The 15,789-nt window shown below is 43.3% G+C and carries 14 protein-coding genes and 2 pseudogenes; 5 read left to right on the top strand and 11 right to left on the bottom strand.

Annotated elements, in window-relative coordinates:
- Positions 1 to 5: 5 nt before the first annotated feature.
- The 3 genes from rne to AC2VE5_RS10215 form a co-directional block, all read right to left on the bottom strand.
- Positions 6 to 2,171, bottom strand: a complete 2,166-nt coding sequence (gene rne / locus AC2VE5_RS10225; protein WP_486887649.1) for a ribonuclease E — start codon at positions 2,169 to 2,171, stop codon at positions 6 to 8.
- A gap of 540 nt (positions 2,172 to 2,711) precedes the next feature.
- Entirely contained in the window at positions 2,712 to 5,321 is a 2,610-nt protein-coding gene (locus AC2VE5_RS10220; protein ID WP_486887648.1) for a TIGR03960 family B12-binding radical SAM protein, read from the bottom strand.
- Positions 5,322 to 5,383: 62 nt separating this feature from the next.
- Positions 5,384 to 5,725 carry an STAS domain-containing protein gene (locus AC2VE5_RS10215; protein WP_486887647.1) on the bottom strand — a complete coding sequence of 114 codons (342 nt, stop codon included), beginning with the start codon at positions 5,723 to 5,725 and terminating at the stop codon, positions 5,384 to 5,386.
- 906 nt (positions 5,726 to 6,631) lie between these two features.
- Between AC2VE5_RS10215 and AC2VE5_RS10210 the strand changes: the two genes are divergently transcribed.
- Positions 6,632 to 7,804, top strand: a complete 1,173-nt coding sequence (locus tag AC2VE5_RS10210) for an LL-diaminopimelate aminotransferase (protein ID WP_486887646.1) — start codon at positions 6,632 to 6,634, stop codon at positions 7,802 to 7,804.
- A gap of 1 nt (position 7,805) precedes the next feature.
- Here the strand turns inward: AC2VE5_RS10210 and AC2VE5_RS10205 are convergent, their stop codons facing one another.
- Positions 7,806 to 8,150 carry a hypothetical protein gene (locus AC2VE5_RS10205; protein WP_486887645.1) on the bottom strand — a complete coding sequence of 115 codons (345 nt, stop codon included), beginning with the start codon at positions 8,148 to 8,150 and terminating at the stop codon, positions 7,806 to 7,808.
- 180 nt (positions 8,151 to 8,330) lie between these two features.
- On the opposite strand from AC2VE5_RS10205, the gene clpS reads away from it, so the two are divergent.
- Together clpS and AC2VE5_RS10195 are read left to right on the top strand one after the other, a co-directional pair.
- Positions 8,331 to 8,612, top strand: a complete 282-nt coding sequence (gene clpS, locus AC2VE5_RS10200) for an ATP-dependent Clp protease adapter ClpS (protein WP_486887644.1) — start codon at positions 8,331 to 8,333, stop codon at positions 8,610 to 8,612.
- 2 nt (positions 8,613 to 8,614) lie between these two features.
- On the top strand, positions 8,615 to 9,418 hold the full coding sequence (locus AC2VE5_RS10195; RefSeq protein ID WP_486887643.1) for a CPBP family intramembrane glutamic endopeptidase: 804 nt from the start codon (positions 8,615 to 8,617) through the stop codon (positions 9,416 to 9,418).
- A gap of 46 nt (positions 9,419 to 9,464) precedes the next feature.
- Here AC2VE5_RS10195 and AC2VE5_RS10190 read toward each other — a convergent pair whose 3' ends face one another.
- Genes AC2VE5_RS10190 through AC2VE5_RS10175 form a run of 4 tightly spaced genes read right to left on the bottom strand, consistent with a single transcriptional unit; the run spans position 9,465 to position 13,437 of the window.
- On the bottom strand, positions 9,465 to 9,830 hold the full coding sequence (locus AC2VE5_RS10190; protein WP_486887642.1) for an element excision factor XisI family protein: 366 nt from the start codon (positions 9,828 to 9,830) through the stop codon (positions 9,465 to 9,467).
- Positions 9,831 to 9,841: 11 nt separating this feature from the next.
- Positions 9,842 to 10,471, bottom strand: a complete 630-nt coding sequence (locus AC2VE5_RS10185; protein WP_486887641.1) for a pentapeptide repeat-containing protein — start codon at positions 10,469 to 10,471, stop codon at positions 9,842 to 9,844.
- Positions 10,461 to 11,816 (bottom strand): DICT sensory domain-containing protein, encoded by a 1,356-nt coding sequence (locus AC2VE5_RS10180; RefSeq protein WP_486887640.1) that lies wholly within the window; start codon positions 11,814 to 11,816, stop codon positions 10,461 to 10,463. The genes AC2VE5_RS10185 and AC2VE5_RS10180 overlap by 11 nt, the downstream gene beginning before the upstream one ends.
- A 49-nt stretch (positions 11,817 to 11,865) precedes the next feature.
- The gene (locus tag AC2VE5_RS10175; RefSeq protein ID WP_486887639.1) at positions 11,866 to 13,437 is read right to left on the bottom strand and encodes a photosystem II high light acclimation radical SAM protein; all 1,572 of its coding nucleotides are present in this window, start codon (positions 13,435 to 13,437) and stop codon (positions 11,866 to 11,868) included.
- Between the two features lie 470 nt (positions 13,438 to 13,907).
- Here AC2VE5_RS10175 and AC2VE5_RS10170 point away from each other — a divergent pair, with 470 nt between their 5' ends.
- Positions 13,908 to 14,270, top strand: coding sequence for a DUF1830 domain-containing protein (locus AC2VE5_RS10170; RefSeq protein ID WP_486887638.1), 363 nt, complete (start codon positions 13,908 to 13,910; stop codon positions 14,268 to 14,270).
- Between the two features lie 171 nt (positions 14,271 to 14,441).
- Positions 14,442 to 14,876: a DUF4079 domain-containing protein gene (locus tag AC2VE5_RS10165; RefSeq protein ID WP_486887637.1), complete on the top strand. Its 435-nt coding sequence runs from the start codon at positions 14,442 to 14,444 to the stop codon at positions 14,874 to 14,876.
- On the opposite strand, the gene AC2VE5_RS10160 is transcribed toward AC2VE5_RS10165, so the two are convergent.
- From AC2VE5_RS10160 to AC2VE5_RS10150, 3 genes and pseudogenes are all read right to left on the bottom strand, one after another.
- On the bottom strand, positions 14,868 to 15,158 hold the full coding sequence (locus AC2VE5_RS10160; RefSeq protein ID WP_486887636.1) for a hypothetical protein: 291 nt from the start codon (positions 15,156 to 15,158) through the stop codon (positions 14,868 to 14,870). The two genes, AC2VE5_RS10165 and AC2VE5_RS10160, sit on opposite strands and share 9 nt — an antisense overlap.
- A 20-nt stretch (positions 15,159 to 15,178) precedes the next feature.
- Positions 15,179 to 15,589 (bottom strand): annotated as a pseudogene (locus AC2VE5_RS10155) (Uma2 family endonuclease); the annotation flags it as partial.
- Between the two features lies 1 nt (position 15,590).
- Positions 15,591 to 15,789: pseudogene (locus tag AC2VE5_RS10150) on the bottom strand (hypothetical protein); the annotation flags it as partial.

Genomic DNA, 15,789 nt, shown 5'->3' with positions numbered 1-15,789 from the left:
CTTAGCTATTCTGTAGCTGAAGAACGACGACGGCGGCGACGTGGTGGTTCCTCAGCTACGGGTTCTGGAGCAGAAAGGTTGCTGACAGTTTCCTCTACCATGCTACTTCCGTCTCCATTGGCAATCTGGTCAATAGAATCTTCAGTAGTGATGGTTGGGGCAATTTCTGGGGGAATGGTTGTAGGTGGCAACAGTTCCAAGCCTGGCGTTTCTGGTAAGTCATTCACAAGTAGCGTTAACTGCTCTACGCGATCGCCATCAAGTGATGGCTCTACTGTGTCTGTCACTTCTGAAGTTTCAATACTAGATTTTGTCGCTTGTCCGGGCAAAGTGACGTTGACAATCGCACTTTTGGGGTTTTTGACTTGGCGATTTAGTAACACTAATGGCGATATTCCCATCAGTGCATACACATCTTGTTGCTCTGGGGTCATTTCTACCGTCACAATTTCTGGCGGCGTGACTATAGGCTTGATTGGCTCTGGTTTTGCAGGTTTAGTTCGCTCGGCTCTTTCAATCCAACTAACTTTACTTGTACTAGATACTGCTTCTCGGTCGCTCTCAAATTCTTCCTGAAGCTGGTCTATTTCTGGTTCTAACTCATTAACCAAGCTCAAGCCCTTAGCTTGCGCTTCGTCGGCTTCTTCAACTTCAATGCGACTATTGCGGCGGCGGTGAGTCCGACGGTTGTTGTCATCGTCTAGTTCTTGGTAGTTAGAACGATCGCTAATACTGACAACTGAGTTGCGATCGTCGGTATTGGAGTTAAACGCTTCGGCGGTATCTGTGTATGTTTCTCGCGGTTCTGGAAGCCGGGGGGTCGGCGTGCGAAATTCTCTAGTAGGAATAATCGTGGGCGATCGCTCTGGGATTTCGGCTAAGGCTATTCTTTCTCTAGTGGGGGTTGTGACTATTTCCCGCTCCCGATTGTCTCCGTCTCCAGGCAAGTGTTCTATATGTCCTAATCCGCCACAAGTTGGGCAAGTGCTACCAAACAATTCGTAAATGTTTTGTCCTTGGCGCTTGCGGGTAAGTTCGACCAAACCTAATTCTGATAGCTGGGCAATTTGCGGTCTAGCTTTATCAGCTTTGAGGGCTTTATTGAAGTGTTCTAATACTTGGAGTTGGTCTTTTTGGGAGTCCATGTCGATAAAATCAACAATAATTACCCCCGCTATATTCCGCATCCGCAGTTGTCTAGCGATTTCTGTCGCCGCTTCGCAGTTTGTCCATAGTACGGTTTCTCTAGCGGTTGCCGAGCGCGTAAAGGAGCCAGAATTGACATCAACAACCGTCAGCGCCTCCGTTGGCTCGATAATGACATAGCCCCCCGAAGGCAGGTCTACTCGTGGTTTTAACGCTTCTCTAATTGCGGCATTGATGCGGAAGTACTCTAGAATCGATGTGCGATCGCGGTGATGGTCGATTAGCACTCCTTGGGGAACTTGACCGCCGCTCCAATTTACTAAGGACTGCTTGACTCTTTTTAGCCCTAAGTTGGAATCAACTACAATGCGGTTGACATCTGCGCCATACATATCTCGCAACACGCGCTGAATAAAATCATCATCGCGTTTGAGCAAGGCGGGCGCTCGTGTCGATTGCGCTTCAAGTTGGATTGCTTCCCATTGCTTTTGCAGCATTTCCAAGTCTTCGATAATCGCTTCTTCGGGCTTGCCTTCGGCTTCGGTACGCACCAGCATTCCCATTCCCGATGGTTTAATCAAAATTGCTAAAGCTCTCAAGCGATTGCGTTCGTTTTCTGTTCTAATTCTCCGAGAAAGGTTTACACCGCGATTGAAAGGCATTAACACGACATAGCGACCAGGGAGGGTAATATTCCCCGTAAGCCTAGGTCCTTTATTACCTGTTGGCTCCTTCATTACTTGGACTAATACTTTTTGCTGGGGAGCTAGTAGCTCAGTTATTGCTCCGGACGTGCGCTTAAGCCGCAAAGGTCCTAAATCGGTTACGTGAATAAAACCATTCCGCTCCGAATCACCAATATTAACAAAAGCCGCATCTATCCCAGGTAACACATTTTCTACTACGCCCAAGTAAACATCACTAATTTGGTGATGACCAGTAGCGACTACAAGTTCTTGAATTTGATCTTCGCTAAAAACCGCAGCTATATGATGCTGCTCGGCGATAATAATTTGTTTTGGCATTCAATTTCCTCAAATTTAGCAGTGACTTCAAGGCTTTGAGGATTGTTTTCTCGCTTTCACAAGCCTGAATTGGTGCTGCTGATAATTGCAATTGGAACTTAACTAGAGGGTTAGTTCAAAGGCAATTAGCACATCAGTGCTAATTACCCTTGAAGTCCGGGCTTATTGCACAATAGTTGCCTACCATAGTAAACAACAAGCATTGAGCATCTGTAATTAATCTTTATGCAGTATCCTGACTGATAAATTCAGGAGTACAATCAAACAAGACATTTGTAAAAGTCAATCGCGCTTAATGTCAGTCGCCGAGCTACTCAAGAGCAACAAATAATAGAGAATTCTCAGTTCGCCTTGACTTCTATGCAAAAGAGCCGTCGGAACTGTTCTGCAATTATTTTCGCTTCCGCCTCGATTACTAGGACGAGCTACAGCAGACAATTGAGCGCTAAAAATTGCTATTGATACAATTTTAGCCTAAGCTTGCCAAAAATCAATTAAGAAAGACTAAGCGAGGGGATTATTTTAGAACAAACAGTTTCTCTAATCTTGCATGATTAAGCGATCGCGGTGGATGTGCAGTAAAGCAAATTCTGTATCAACGGTTACTTGCTCCAGCATAAATATTACTTGCTCTGGTCGCAATTGAGTCCCGTCATTTTGACAAACCCCTGTATAGCGTAAAACAACTTCTGGCGTTGTGGAAACTATAGCTAAATCCTCTAAGCGCTCCCGTAAATTAATAGTCTGAGTTTTCCCAGACTTGGTTGTATGCTCCCACCAAATAGTATCAGTGGCTTTAATTGCTTCAATCCATTGCTGCCATTGACTTATAGAACTATTTGTAGTTGCAACGGTCAGCAAATACTCGGCTTTTTCTAATAACTTAGCGGCGGATGGTGCTTTTAGATCGACATCACTTATTTTGTAAATTGGTAAATTGGCGGGCAACTGCTGACTGATTTTTTGTTTAAAATCTTCCAAGTCCACAGTTTGGGTTAATTCAAAATCGATAATTTCGCCACTGCTAGTCACTCCCAAAGGTAACGCCATCGCGATCGCCATCCGGGGGCTGGGGTGAAAGCCACCACTAAAAGAGATTGGTAACGCCGCTCGTCGCAACACGCGATCAAATAAGCGCAACAAATCTAAGTGGCTAATTAAAGCTATATCCCCCAACTTGCCAAACCATAGGCGCACCCGTTGCAACCTATCAGTATTCGGCACAAAATCCCCCGCAAATTCGGGAATAGGTAGTGCGCCAGTAACTATATTGTGACCAAAATCTACACTACAAACGCCGCAATGAGAGCATTCATCAAAAGAGCAATCCGGTACGGTAGCCGCAGATAAAGCTTTTGCCAAGTCTGCTTTTAGCCACTCTTTATCAATGCCCGTATTGATATGTTCCCAAGGTAAGCGCCGATCTAGATTAGTTTGGGTGGTAGATGCGTCTTCTTCTTTTTGGCGGTATTTCCAGCCTAGTCCAGATTCAGCGATCGCACTTTCCCAGGCTCCAAAAGCTTTGTCTACGCTCTCAAACCAAGCATCCATTCCCGCGCCTAATTCCCAAGCGCGACAAATAACAGGCGCAAGTCGGCGATCGCCTCTACCGACAAAATCCTCCATCGCCGATATCCGCACATCCGTAAAATTTGCCTTCAAATTTCTCATGGAGCGAAATTCTTGCCTTAATAACCATTTTTTGCGTTCAAATTCGGCATCCGTAACGCAATGCCATTGAAACGGAGTATGAGGCTTGGGAGTAAAGTTAGAGATTGTGAGATTAATACTTAAAGCCTTTCTGCCGCCACCGGAGCGACGCTGAGACGACGATTTATCGTCATTGGTTTCTTTTCTTTCAATATTCCGACATTCGCGCTGCAACCACCTGACTGTCTCCGCAATGCCTAGTACATCCTCATCGGTTTCTCCAGGCAAACCGATCATAAAATATAGCTTAATTTTGTCCCAACCTTGCTCTACAGCAGTTTTTACTCCCCGCAGCAATTCTTCGTTAGTTAAACCTTTATTTACAACATCTCGCAGCCTTTGAGTTCCAGCCTCCGGCGCAAAAGTAAGTCCGCCTTTTCTTGCACCGCCTAAAATGTGGGCAATATTTTCATCAAACCTATCTACTCTTTGACTAGGTAAAGAAAGGGAGATATTTTCGTCTTTGAGGCGATTTTTAATCTCTACCCCCACGGCGGGTAAAGCTAAATAATCAGAACAACTTAGCGACAGCAAGGAAAATTCATTGTATCCCGTCGCCCGCATTCCTTCCTCAATGGCTTCTACCACTTGCTCCGGTTCTACATCGCGGGCGGGGCGAGTGAGCATTCCAGGCTGGCAGAAACGACAACCACGAGTACAGCCACGCCGAATTTCTACTGTTAGGCGATCGTGTACTGTCTCGACATAAGGTACTAAACCAATAGAATAAGCGGGCATGGGAGTCGCTACACGCCGTAAAATTCTTATTGGCACGTCTGGGCGCAGGGGATGCACTGAGCCATCTTCTGCCATTTCATAAAACTGAGGCACGTATACGCCTGGTACTTGTGCTAGTTCTAGGAGTAATTCGGCTCTACTTAACTTAGCTAATTTGCCTTGCTCTAAAACCAATCCAATTTCTGGTAATAATTCTTCCCCATCACCCAAAGCGATAAAATCAAAAAAATCAGCGTAAGGTTCGGGGTTCGAGGTTGCTGTTTGTCCGCCAGCAAATATTAGCGGATAAGTGCCTTGCTGCCTTTCTTGCGACGTTAGAGGAATGTTTGCTAGATCCAACATTTCTAAAATGTTGGTTGCTCCTAATTCGTAGCTCAAACTAAAGCCTAAAATATCAAACTCTGTTAAAAATGCCTTGGACTCTACCGCAAATAAAGGTGTGTGAGTTGCGCGTAACTTTGCGGATAGATCTGGAGCGGGTAAATAAGCGCGATCGCACAATTGTCTCGGTTGGGCATTTATGATGCTGTACAAGATAATGTGACCCAAGTTGGATGCGCCAACTTCGTACACTTCTGGGTACGTCAATACCCAACGTACTGCGGCTGTATCCCAATCTTTGTGAACTGACCCTAACTCGTTACCTAAATAACGAGCAGGTTTAAGAATCCCATCGGTTAATAATTCTTTAACTGCAACCACTTTGGCTAATTTCAGCTATTTAGCTTTACCTTAGCATTAGTTAATTTAGGTGGTCACTGAGTTTATCGAAGTGCGACTACTTTTTCAAAGGCGGTAGGACTTTCAAATATTTCAAATACTCGGTCTAGCTGGGTCAGTTCAAAAATAATCCGAATAGATGGCGAAACACTACACAAGCTAAAATGCGAACCTAGAGACTGAGCGAGTCTCAAGCTTGAAACCAATGCCATCAATCCTGCGCTATCCAATGACTCTACTTGTTCTAGGTTTACTAAAACATTAGACTTTTTATTCTGTGCTACTGCTTCTACCATTTCTTGCTGAAAATCTTCTGCATTTGAAGCATTAACCGCTCCTTGAGGACATATTACTGTAATTTCTGGATAAGCAATTGTGGTTGACATTGTTTTTTGTTTTAAAGGACTATTACTTGATGAGATGATTTCTATTTCAACAAAAGCGATCGGCGTTCGTATCGACCAGTCGGCTGAGTAGTTTTTGTTCTCAGCTTACTACTACACTATACCTAAAGTTACAAAACTTAAAAGTGTAGGATTATACAAAACTCTTTGAATATGTCTGAGGATGAGTAAGATCTCTCTAAACTTTAGTTGTAACAGGCTTAGATGTTTCAATCTCTTGGGTGAAATCTATCTTGAGATGTAAGTTTGCCTTCAGTGCTTGGTTACAAGCAATACATCCTAAATAAACAAACATCAATCATAAATGTCGATCTGTTCGTTTTTTCTAACTCTCATTCATCAGCAATTGAGATTATTAGTATCGCAAATAAAGTTCCAAAACTAGGTGACAATTGTTTCAGTTGTTATTGACCTACTATTTTTGCTAGATTTTAACCCTTTCAACTTAATTTCATAGAGACTTTGATTTGTTTTTGTCATCGATGTTAATAGTTAAATTTGAAGGTAGCTAATAGCAAAAACAATCCCCACTTATATTATGTAATCAAGCTTAACTACTCACTTCTGTTGTTGGGTTTACTAAGGACACTAAACAATTTTGTTAAGCTATTGACATAATATACAAGATATCAAGAAAGTTTAAGTCTGTCCAGGGATAGATCTATAAATATTTTTTTTGGTCTCTACTGAGCAAATAAAAAAAGCAGACCCTAAACTTCGCACAATTAGATTTTCTAGCAAGGCAGAAATTGTGGTATGGTGCTTCCACTGGTTAGTAGCCATCAGCTATGACCCGTCAGCCTTTAGCGAGACACAATAAGTTTGAGTTGACACTTATTTGCACCCAAAAGCTCGTAGTTTTTTATAGTAATTTGTTGCTAATTCGCCATGCAGTTTGCCAAACGCTTAGAAAAAATACCTCCCTATCTATTTGCTGAAATTGACCGCAAGCGTGACGAAATGGTTGCCAAAGGAGTCGATATTATCAATATGGGAGTAGGAGATCCAGATAAACCTACACCACGTCCTATTGTTCAGGCAATGCACGAGGCGATTGATGACTCCAGCACTCACAACTATCCTCCCTACCAAGGAACAAAAGAGTTTCGAGAAGCGGTAGTAAAATGGATGGAACGGCGGTTTGGGGTTGAGGGATTAAACCCACTTACAGAAGTTGTTTCTTCTATTGGTTCTAAAGAAGCCATACACAACACATTTTTGGCTTTTGTAGAACCTGGAGACTATACATTAATTCCCGATCCTGGCTATCCGGTATATCGCACTTCGACAATTTTTGCTGGCGGCGATTTTCATCGGATGCCATTATTACCAGAAACTAATTTTTTGCCAAATTTAGCAGCAATTCCTGAAGAAATAGCCCATAAAGCTAAGTTGTTGTGGATCAATTACCCCAATAACCCCACCGGGGGATTGGCGACGCTAGAATTTTTTGAGCAGTTGGTAGCTTATTGCAAAAAATACGACATCTTGCTATGCCATGATCATGCTTACTCAGAGATGGCATACGATGGCTACAAGCCGCCTAGCGTCTTACAAGTACCTGGAGCGAAGGATATAGCAATTGAGTTTCATAGCTTGTCCAAATCCTACAATATGACAGGCTGGCGAGTTGGGTTTGTAGTGGGTTCTAGTCACGGGATCAAAGGTTTAGGACAAGTAAAAACCAACGTAGATTCGGGGGTATTTAAGGCAGTTCAAAAAGCCGCGATCGCAGCTTACTCTACCACAGAAGCCGAATTGCAAGAGGTGATGTCGGTTTACCAAAAGCGGCGAGATATTATTGTCCAAGGATTGCAGAGTTTGGGCTGGGATATTGAAGCGCCAAAAGCTACCTTGTACGTGTGGGCAAAAGTACCTCAAAGTTATACTTCAACGGATTTTGTCACCTTGTTATTAGACAAGTGCGGAATTATTGTCCCCCCTGGTAACGGCTACGGCGAATCAGGAGAAGGCTTTTTTCGCATTGCGCTTACCGTACCTGACGAGCGGATGCACGAAGCGATTAAGCGGATGGAAGATGCGGGTATTCGTTACGCCTAAATCAGTTCTTTTGTGCCTGCCAAAGCTGCTGTACAAACTCGTTTAGTTGTTGGCGGGCATGAGCGCTTGATTGTAGTGATGCAGAGGTAAAGATAGTGGCTAAAAAGGGTAGAATTTCTGTGTCTAGGGCAGGGCGAAAGGAATCCAAAGACCAAAGTAAATCGACGGTTGAGCGCAAGTCTAAAACTGATGGCACGCTATCTGTGGCAGATTCTACCAAAAGCAAAGGACGCACCCAGCAAACTTGACGCGATTCTACAACTTGGATAACTTCGGCATACAAACAAATAGCAAGATGTTCTAAACAAACAATTTGTAGCGGTTGAAAATTAGTTTTAGAGTTCATCTTTAAATTTTCCTAACAGTGACACACCTGTCACTGCTTTATTCTAAATTTTTCTACCCTAACTTGCCCGAAGAAGCGATCGCTCTTTCCCATCGATACGCTATAAAATAAGTGAATGAGTGTTAAGCCTAGGCTTAATAACTATTTAGTTGTAATTAAGTAACAAAAGAGTAGAGACCTGTGTCTGTTGAAACAATTACCAAGAGTTCAACTGTTCGTAAAATAGCACCTCGGTATCGCGTTTTATTGCATAACGACGACTTTAATAGCATGGAATTCGTGGTGCAAGTCTTAATGCAGACAGTAAATAGCATCACTCAACCCCAAGCGGTCAGTATTATGATGGAGGCTCATAGTAATGGCATTGCTTTGGTAATTACTTGCGCTCAAGAACACGCGGAGTTTTACAGTGAAACTATGAACAATCACGGTTTACAAAGCACAATTGAGCCAGACGAATAAGGTTGAAGCAAATTAACCTCTCTGCGATCGCTTCTTACCCAGCCCCACTAAGGTTGGGTATATTTGTACTAGGTTTGCTCCTATTATGGTTGCCTTTTGCGGCTCCTATCTACGCTTATGTGAGCGATCACAATTTGGTAAGCATCGTGACAATGGTGCTATTGTATGTAGAATTTATTTTTCTACTCAAGTTTTGGGGAAAGTACGTTTATCGCCAACCCCAAATCCTGTGTTACTACGGGTTAGTAGGTACTAGAGCTAATGGTAAAGAGCTAATAATTGGGCTAGGAATTGGCTTAGTAACGGTCTTAGGCTTATTTAGTTTAGAAGGATTGTTAGGTTGGCTACAGTGGCAGCAAGGGGTACAAGCAAAAATAGTTGTTGAGGGGTTAGTAGTTGCGATCGCCACGGGTTTTGCGGAAGAATTATTATTTCGTGGCTGGTTACTCGATGAATTGCAGCGCGATTACGCAAAAGTAGCAATTTGGGTAAATGCTTTACTATTTGCTGCTTTGCACTTTATTAAGCCACTGTCAGAAATGCTCCGAACAGCGCCGCAATTTCCCGGTTTATTGTTATTGGGATTAACGCTAGTTTGGGCAAAACGCCGTTGTAAAAACCGCCTAGGCTTATCGATTGGCATTCATGGCGGCTTAATTTGGGGCTATTACATTATTAATGTTGGTCAATTGATTAAGTATTCTGGGCAAGTTCCCGACTGGGTTACAGGCGTTAATCAAAATCCCTTAGCTGGATTGGTGGGGATAGGAATATTAAGTGTGATGGCTTGGGTAATGAGTAAGTGACGCAAAGATTAATTTCTCAAGCTTCTTGTGTCAAATAGGACTTCGCTCATGAGGCTGCAAATTCTGTGATTTGCCGACGCTGCAACGATTTGAATCCTAAAACAATGCGCTCTTTAGGAACGCCAAGCGCAACAAGTTCGTTAGCGATTCCTTCTTCTGTACCGCCAAATAGTTGAATCCAGATTTTGCCGTTGATGATGTCGAGGTGTAACAGTGTCCCGTAGATTCTGCGCCCATTTTCCCGGCAAGTTTCAACTAGGAGATAGTGAAGCCCTGGGTGCGCGCTTGCGCTATCGCGCGTTCGATCGAAAACTAGCTCTATCTGTACGCCGTCGTCATCTCCTAAAAAGTCGGCATAGTCACTAATAACTTTTTCAATGATTTTTTGATAGTTATTATTTAGGGAATCCATCTAACTATTGTCTACTTTGCTACTGTACCCACCAAACAAGCCCCTGTAAAATTGACTCCAGCTAAATTAGTTCCTTCCAACTCCGCACACAATAAATTAGCTCCAGTCAAATTTGCCCCAGATAAATTGGCATTGCGTAAATCGGCTTCTTCTAAATTGGCTTCTTGGAGTAGCGCTCCTTGCAAATCGGCAAAACTTAGATTTGCTCCATGTAAGTTGGCTCCACTGAGGTTAACTCCGCGCAAATCCGCACCCCGCAAGTCTACACCCTGCAAGTTGACGCTCATTAAATTAGCACCACTTAAAAAAGCCCCTGCAAAAGATGCTTGCGATAATTTCGCACCCATAAGATTCGCGCCTCTTAAGTTGCTACCGCGCAAATCTGCTCCACTTAAGTCGGCTTGCATCAGATTTGCGCCTAACAAATTTGCTCTCAAGTCCGCACCTAAAAGCTGACTTCCAAGTAAATTTGCTCCGTCTAAACGCGCTCTTTCTAGTTTTGAGCCAGAAAAATTGACCCCAACTAAATTTGCCCCAGCTAGATTTATCCCCGTCAGATCCAAATTAGAGAAATCTTCGTCCTCTAAATTAGCTCCTGGTAGATGAACAATTTTCCCTTTACGGATGGCTTCAATATCCACTACTTATCACTCTCTTATCGTTAACATTTGGCACATTCGTACCTTGAGCATCAATTAACCACATTCCTGCACTGATTTTAGGTAAAGCAACGGGTAAATTCATTCCTTGTTGCAGTCCCATTACCAGCAACTCTAGAGTATCTACAAGCTTTGGCTCCCAATGTTCCCCTTGCTGCGCTCTAAACTCTGCTAACACTTGCATTAATACCGAATCGCCGCTATGGTGCGATGCTTGCAAGCTAGTTACGCGCTTTTGAAAGGCTGTAACTAAACCTAAAATTCTCGATTCTAAAGGAATTTCCTCGCCTGCATAGCCACCTGGTTGTCCTTCGCCGTTCCACAGTTCGTTTTGGTGGGTGATAATTTGAGCGATCGCACTCATCCGTGGCATTGTCCGCAAGATCTGCGCTGCGGGCATTAGAGGACAACTAGGCGCTTCTCCGTACTCAACCGTCACCGTACAAGGTGCTACTCTGTGGAGTAATCCGGCAAGACGCAAGCGTTTTAGCTGCCAAGCTGGCAAATCGAGCATTTGCCCTATAGTTTCGGCTAAAGCTGCTACTTCGGTGGCTGCCATTTGGTTAGTGGTATCGGCTGTATCTATTAGTTGCGCTAATCGCAAAAATGCCTGAAGTTCGTTAGAAACTAAGTTGTTATCTAGAGCTTTTAGATGCGTTTCTGGATTGCCATCTAATTCGCTGGTATGCAAATAATCAACAACGCGAGAGACAATTGCGCCTAAGTCGTCGGGTTCGGTATTTGGCGCGGCGGCAACTATGTCTTTGACTTGATTTGTTAGTTTTTGGGCAAGTTCTGGGTTGTAAGGTTGAATATGTGCGATCGCAATTTCGATTGTTTCTTGAACTAACGCTGGTTCAAAGGTCCAAAACCCGTAAAATTTCCGTTCTAAATCTGTAGATGGGATTCCGGCTGTGCCATAGTCAGCTTCGGATAATTCTTGACATACTACCATTGCTGTATAGCTAGAACCCAAAATCATTAAGTGCCATTCTTGCGCTACGGGATCGGTTGGTTCTAGTCCCAATATGTCTACATTCGGTAGCTGGCTTGTCGGATGTTCGGTAAATCCCCCATCGGGAGCCGCCATTATGGCTACTTGTTTTGACTTCTTGGCTAAATCGTTATACCTATCTGCCTCTTGGAGATACCATTTACCTCTTTGAAAGGCGGCAATTACCAAAGGAGGAGAGCTACAGCTTAGAATGCAGTCTTCTAAGGCGTGGCAGAGGGCAACTAGGGTGTTTTTGTAGTAAACCCCAAAGTTTAGGGGTCTTTTTTCAGCGTGGGCTGCTGCTAACTTTTGTAAAATTGAACCTTGTAACATATTGGGATTTTATTAAACGAACCGTCGAAAACACACGAAAAGGAGAAAACTAGGATGCTGTGACTAATTGTTTCTCATTATTAGCTATTGGAGCGCTGAGAGCTTCTTCTAGCTCGGATTTGCCTAGTTTAGCTTCTAGTATATTCATAACTTCACGCCCGAAATCATTGGGGTTTTGTCTCCACGCTTGCAAGCAAATCTCGCCAAAAAATGAGCCTAATGGTTCGGGATTCCAGAGGAGTTTTTTGGCTGTCCAAGGCATTAAACTCATCGGATCGTAGTCTGGCTTGAGAACACCTTTTTTGAGCGCGTAGTCTTCTAAATGGGTGTGGGGTTGCAGCCCAATGAAGAATATTGCTGGCTCTACTTTATCAGCACCAAAGATTTTTTCTAATTCTCGGTGGTAGGAGATCGTTTGGCGGATAGTTTCTATTCGTTCGTCAATCACGTTGAAAGAGTAGTTGACGGATACTACATCGTTGAAACCTGCGGCTTTGAGATCGCGGCAGTTTTCTAAAACTGTACGCAGATTGTAGCCCATGCGCATTTTACGAACTAACTCTTGAGAACCGCTAGTAATGCCGATTTCAAAGTAGTTCATCCCGGTTTGTACCATCAAGTCGCACAACTGGGGAGTGAGGTTGTCAGCGCGAATATAAGCTGCCCAGTGAATGTCGTTCATGCCAGAGTCTACAATTTTTTGCAGCAATTCCACCGCATCGTCTATAAAACGTCGAGCGGGAATAAATTGCGCGTCTGTGAACCAAAAATTGCGAATACCGCGATCGTATAACTGCCGCATTTCGGCTACAACTTCATCGGCGGGGGTGGTGCGGACTTGTTTTTCTTCTTCTACCGTGTAGACGCAATAACAACAATTGTGGGGACAGCCGCGCTTTGTTTGTACGCCGATATAAAAGTCCGACGATTGCAGGTAGTATTGAAATTCTGTCCAAATGCTTTCTATGTAGTCGTAATTGCAGGCAGTTTTCTCTATTGGGGTTGGTTGTTCGTGAATGAGGCGATCGCGCGGTTTTTCTTGCCCTACTACATAGCACCTTTCCCCTTGCAGGTCTTTGCCTTTAAGGAGCTTTTCTAGCAATGTTTCCCCTTCCCCTACCGATACAATCGTTCCCTTGGGTAGTTTGTTACTCAACTGCTCGTAAAATACGCTGACTGCTCCGCCACCAACTACCGCACGAGCTTGACTGTGATACTTTTGAGCGCGTTTTAGTCCTCTTGAGATTAATCCTTGATTGCGCCACAATTCTGTATAGTAAGAAGCTGCTAATCTCATGCCGCCAAAGGCTCCCCGTAATTTAATCCAGGGATTGCTGGCATAGTAAAATTCAAAGGCATTTTGTAAGGGGTTGCCGCCTCGCCCCCCTACTGGCGCGTAGATTTGAATATCTCGCCAAGAAAACACTAATAAAGTAGGCTGAAACTCATCTACACACTCATCTAGAGCCGGATTAAAATCTAAGGGCGGTATAACACCCAAGTCAAAAATACGCTGCTGGACTTCAGGAAATTGCTTGTGTACGCCATCGGCTAGATAGACAACCCCAATCGGAAAAATAGGATTGCACGGAAGGCGAACGTAGAGAATGCGATTTTCCATTGTGGTTTTTTAACTTCTATCTAGTCCTAGGTTCCATTTTTAGCCAGCAATACACTCTTTTTTAACCAGATTGCTTTGCCTTTGCTGGTTTCCAGATTCAATTTATCGTTTTGCTGCTGTAAGAAAATGAAAGAGCGCCACTTACTTACAGGTTTTATGAAGCTTATTCATATAACTTTACGATAACACCTACTTTACTCAGCCGAGAGATGATTTGGTGGAAATTTCTCTAAGAGTTTACGGAAAAATAAATTTTTTCTTTGCCACTTAACATCGATTTTATAGTTCGTCAATTACCTATCGATAAGTTGGCGGAAGCTTAATATAATATTTATATTCTGTCTCTCTACCCTAAGATATAGCTTGTTGAATAATGGACAGTTGGTAGTAGAGGTTACAGTAGGCGGGGATCGCTAGTGTTAGCTTTGAAGGGTAGTTTTAGGAAGCGGCGTATAAGCTCATTAGCAGTTATGGCTCAAATAATCGATCCCATACCATCGAATGAATCCAATCGTATTGTCTGCTGCTATGTAAATGCAACGAGTAAAATTCAAATAGCTCGTAGCTCTAATACAGGAAATTGGTATTTTGAGCGGGTAGTTTTTCCCGGACAAAGACTGGTATTTGAAGCCCCATCTCAAGCAGTGTTAGAGATTCATACAGGCATGATGGCAAGTTCAATTTTGTCAGATAATATTCCGTGCGATCGCTTGGTAATGGACGAAGAAAGTAGCAGTGCTTTTATGGGGCAATTAGACGCACAAGCCGCAGAAGTAGCAAATGAGGTTTTTGCTCATGCCAAGCAGGAAAATTTGACTGCCGCCATTTCTTAAAAATTGCCAAAATAAGAAACTTTAATCAATTGTTTGCGGGTTGCTAAAGTTAGCGACCCATCTGTTAAATTTAAAAACTGGTTTTTAAGGAACGATAATTTATAAAACTGAAAAGCGCGGTAAGGTAGCAGTAGAATACACCACGCTTAAGTTTTAATTGGGTTACTAGGGTTGAATTTACCTTCGTTTATTTGGTTGTGGAAAATAGCCGCTTGGTCAATGGGTTTTTCTGTCCTCGCTTATTTGCTACTAGCGGTGACAGGGGTTTGGATGTTTGGGAATAGAACCAAATCAATAGCTGCGCCGAGTTGGCTAAAATTCTTGCACTACATACTCGGTGCTAGTTTAGTTGGTTTAGTTTTACTGCTACTTGCGATTGGAATTGTCGGTACTTTAGGACATTTTGGCTCTTTGGGTCATTCGTCCCACTATGTAGCGGGGTTAGTAGTTGTGGCGCTAGTTCTACTGTCCGGCGCAAGTGCAACCCTAGTTCATGTCAAACCCTGGGCGCGGAGCGTTCACATTGGCACAAATATTACTCTACTTGCTGGGTTAGTTTGGGTATCGCTGACGGGTTGGAGCGTAGTACAAAAATATCTACCATAAACTCTGAAAAGCATAGTAAACGCAAGCAGTTGAGCCTAGTATATAGACAAACCAAGTTGCGAAAAAACCAATAGCTCTACTTATCGAAGGACCGTAAGCGTCACTGCATAATAGCCACAATAACCAATTAGGCGATCGCATTAATTCTATAGAGTGCTTGCGGAAATAAATTTCTGGTGTCTCGCCACCAGGTTCGATCTCGTAAATCAAGTTCAAGTCACTCCACCCCATCTCAAAACTTGAGAGGAGGTGTAAATGCTGGGGTGGTTCGTTGCTTGACAAGTTTAAATGTAATTATTGGTTTAATCCAAAATTCCTGTTAAATCTAGTACAAATCCCGGTAATACATCCTCACCTGACAAACTAGAAGGCGACTTTAATACCTCTACATTTTGCCCTAAGCGATAAATTTCTACTTGCTGATTTTAGGGATCGAGCAGCCAACCTAAACGCACGCCACAATCAAGATATTCTTGCATTTTTTGTTGTGTTGCTCGTAAGCCATCTGTTGCAGAGCGCAACTCTACAGCAAAATCGGGAGCCATCGGCATAAATCTGGCGGGATCGGGGTTCAAAGCTGTTAATCGCTCTCGACTAATCCAGGAAGCATCGGGAGAGCGATTTGCGCCATTAGGGAGCTTGTAGCCTGTAGAAGAATCAAAAGCTACTCCTGTTCCATCCGCGTCAGTCCAATTGCCTAAGCGGGCTGTCATACTAAGTTGCGATCAGAGGTAGTAATTGAAGGTGAGGAAAGAAAGTCATAGAGCGCAGGCGCTCACTATTAGCAGAAAGTTCAAGTAAGCCTTGGCAAAGTACATCTTCTACTTGTTCAAGGGATGAAAATGTTTGATTATAAAAGTTGTTTTCTCGAATATCTTCCCAGATATGCTCAACGGGCATTAACTCTGGACTA

Source organism: Aliterella sp. E5.1 (assembly GCF_057473825.1).
This window is presented reverse-complemented; position numbering and strand designations above follow the sequence as displayed.

What these genes read in the sequence shown, in the direction of transcription:
- rne (WP_486887649.1), bottom strand. Translation starts at nt 2,171, where the DNA reads ATGCCAAAACAAATTATTATCGCCGAGCAGCATCATATAGCTGCGGTT.
- AC2VE5_RS10215 (WP_486887647.1), bottom strand. Translation starts at nt 5,725, where the DNA reads ATGTCAACCACAATTGCTTATCCAGAAATTACAGTAATATGTCCTCAA.
- AC2VE5_RS10210 (WP_486887646.1), top strand. Translation starts at nt 6,632, where the DNA reads ATGCAGTTTGCCAAACGCTTAGAAAAAATACCTCCCTATCTATTTGCT.
- AC2VE5_RS10205 (WP_486887645.1), bottom strand. Translation starts at nt 8,150, where the DNA reads ATGAACTCTAAAACTAATTTTCAACCGCTACAAATTGTTTGTTTAGAA.
- AC2VE5_RS10190 (WP_486887642.1), bottom strand. Translation starts at nt 9,830, where the DNA reads ATGGATTCCCTAAATAATAACTATCAAAAAATCATTGAAAAAGTTATT.
- AC2VE5_RS10180 (WP_486887640.1), bottom strand. Translation starts at nt 11,816, where the DNA reads ATGTTACAAGGTTCAATTTTACAAAAGTTAGCAGCAGCCCACGCTGAA.
- AC2VE5_RS10175 (WP_486887639.1), bottom strand. Translation starts at nt 13,437, where the DNA reads ATGGAAAATCGCATTCTCTACGTTCGCCTTCCGTGCAATCCTATTTTT.
- AC2VE5_RS10170 (WP_486887638.1), top strand. Translation starts at nt 13,908, where the DNA reads ATGGCTCAAATAATCGATCCCATACCATCGAATGAATCCAATCGTATT.